This is a genomic window from Mesorhizobium sp. P2_D1, from assembly GCF_056404455.1.
In genome coordinates this window covers 1-2,917 of the sequence record NZ_JBFUDZ010000118.1, presented here as the reverse complement: position 1 = coordinate 2,917, position 2,917 = coordinate 1, and the positions used below count along the sequence as shown (strand labels likewise).

General features: G+C 59.0%; 2 protein-coding genes. Both read right to left on the bottom strand.

Annotated features, from left to right (window positions below; all coding sequences use genetic code 11):
* The coding region (locus tag AC1D0I_RS32360; protein WP_477400151.1) for an ATP-dependent DNA ligase at window positions 1–731 on the bottom strand (731 nt) is incomplete at its 3' end.
* Window positions 728–2,917: DNA ligase D (ligD, locus tag AC1D0I_RS32355; protein WP_477400150.1), on the bottom strand; the 2,190-nt coding region annotated here is incomplete at its 5' end. The genes ligD and AC1D0I_RS32360, both read right to left, overlap by 4 nt.

Genomic DNA, 2,917 nt, shown 5'->3' with positions numbered 1-2,917 from the left:
AGTTTGCCCTGATCATTGTAGAGGCCAAGCAATAAGGAGCCGACCTCGCGCGAGTTCGCAAGGTAGCGAAACCCTCCGACCACGCAATCAGCAGTGCGTAGGGGTTTGATCTTGAGCATGGTGCGCTCACCGGGCCGATATTCGTCATTGAGCAGCTTGGCCACGACGCCGTCCGTTGACCCCTGCCCCGAGTCGCCGAGCCACTTCGTTGCAGTCGCCAAATCCTGGGTGCAGCTCGACAACTCAAGGCCGATACTTTCAACCGACTTTACGAACGCTTCCAGCGCTATGCGCCGGACCTGCAAAGGCTGATGTATCAAGCTGGCACCGGAACCGGCCAGCATATCAAACAAGATCAGTCTGGCCGGGGTTTCCATCGACAGTTTTCGAATCCTGCTTTCTGCCGGATGCAGCCGCATCTGGAGCGCGTCAAARGAAAGCGAGCCATCGACTTCGATAACGATCTCGCCATCRRCGACGAATTCCSTGGCTTTYAGCTCAMGCAACATCGAGACGACTTCSGGAAAATATCTGCCGAGCGGCTTGCCTGATTTTGCYCGCAAGTCCACCTCATCGCCAGCTTTGAAGGCCAGACAGCGAAACCCGTCCCATTTGGGTTCGTACTGCCATTGGCCGSTGTTARCAGGCAACGCGTCGGCAGCCTTTGCCTCCATCGGCGCAGTATCCAACGGAAGGCGAAAAGGCGGCGGCTTCACATTTCTCGATGTCATGCGGCGAGCTTTGCTGAACCCATCCGTTTGATGGCACTGCTGATCGACCGTTCGCCATCATCATAGTCCGCCCAAGCGACGGTCTTATTCAGGAGGCCCGGCACGGTGCGGACGGTATATCTTTTCGGATCGAGATCCGCCCTCACCTGCCCCCATGTCAGCGGCATCGATACCGGCGCACCCTCTCTGGCACGGGGCGACAGCGGTGCAACGGCTGTCGCCATGCGATCATTTCGAAGGTAGTCGAGAAAGATCCGAGAGGTCCGCAACTTCTTGGCCATGTTTACGAGATAGAGGTCTGGACGGTCCGCCGCCATTTGCATGCACACCGCCTTCGCGAAGGCCTTGGCCTCTGGCCATGTCGTTTTGTTGCGCGGGGCGGCCAATGGGGTGACAACGTGCAGGCCCTTGCCGCCCGTCGTCTTGCAAAAGCTCACCAAGCCCAGATCTTCGAGACGATCGCGCATTTCCTTCGCTGCGGCTACCACCTCGGCAAAGGCAACCTCCGGACCGGGATCGAGGTCGAAGACAAGTCGCCCGGGAATTTCAGGATGATCGGGCTGGCAATTCCAGGGATGCAGCTCGAGGCCYCCGATCTGRGCGATCGCAGCYAGGCCCTCAASGCGGTCAATCTGCAGATATGGCTTGTGGTCGCCGAAGACTGTYACCAGYTCYAGCAGATTCGACGTGCCTGGCATTGCGTGGCGCTGGAAGAACTGCTCGCCGGCGTAKCCATCAGGGGCTCGGACAAGCGAACAGGGGCGACCTTTGAGATGTTTGATCATCCAGGGGCCAAYGGCCTCRAAGTACTCTGCAAGATCGAGCTTGGTGACCGGGTGGCCATCATCGCCGGCATTCGGCCACAGCGGCTTGTCAGGCTTGGAGATGATGACACCCAGGACGACCGGGCTTTTCCCACTCCGGGCAGTAGCCTTGGCGGGTTCGGCAATCTGCGTCGCTTGAGGATCGGCGGGTCTCTCGGCCTCAACCTCTTTCGCGGGCTTGTCTTCGCGCAAGCCTTTGAAGGCGGCCTGTCTGACATTGCCGCCGCCAGTCCAGCCGGCGAATTCGATTTCCGCAACCAGTTCGGGCTTTGTCCAAAAGACGGTTGAATCCTTTTTTGGCGCGCCATCGCCAGTGAATGGCGACTTGACCGCCTGCATCTCCTTCAGCTTCGGCAGCAGTTGCTTGATCTTTGCCTCGCTGTATCCGGTTCCGACACGACCGATGTAAGCGAAATGCTCGCCCCGATTGACGCCGACCAGCAACGACCGGAATTTGCCGTTGGTGGTGGCCCAGCCGCCGATGACGACCTCATGTCCGGCGCGGCATTTCGATTTTGCCCAGGTGTCGGTCCTACCCGAGACATAGGTTGCATGAGCCTTTTTGGAGATGATGCCTTCAAGCGACAGACGACAGGCGGAGCGCAGCACCGCATCACCGCCGTTGGTGAAGTGTTCCACATAGCGGATAAGGTTGTCCTCGCCGCGATCGACCTTACCGAGCATCGCGCTCAGCTGCTCCTTACGTTCCAAGAGAGGCAGCTTTCGCAGATCAACGCCGTTGGCGAATAACAGATCAAAGGCAAAGAAGATGAGATCGTTTGTTCGGCGCTCGGACAAGGCAGCTTGCATGGCGGCAAAATCGGGAGCACCATTCTCGCCGAGCGCAACAATCTCGCCATCGATGATGCCATCGGGAAGGCTGGCCGCCTCCTTTGCGATGGCACCAAACTTCTCCGTCCAATCCAGGCCTTTTCTGGTCTTCAACGTGGTGGCGTTATCCTCGACACGCAGCTGGACGCGGTAGCCGTCGAACTTGATTTCATGGACCCAATTCGCTCCCGCTGGGGGCCGGGAAACAGTCTGGCACAGCTGCGGTGCGATGAAGTCGGGCATTTCCGCCGCTGAAGCACGAGAAGCTCGTTTGGGGCGCGGAGATGGCTTTGACGCTTTGACAGCGCGCTCGTCAGCAGCATGGCCGCGATTGCTGTCCCACACGGCATCCGCATCGGCCACCTCTGAGCCTTGCATCATGAATGGCTTCGGTCCGACACCCTTTCCTGCGGCAATCTTGTCCATGCTTCGTCCAGAGGCGACGGATCGGTCCTGCGCCAGCACCGCGTCGCCATTGCCATCGGTCGCGTATTTGTCGCGATGCTTGATCAGCAGCCAGTTGGTGCGTTT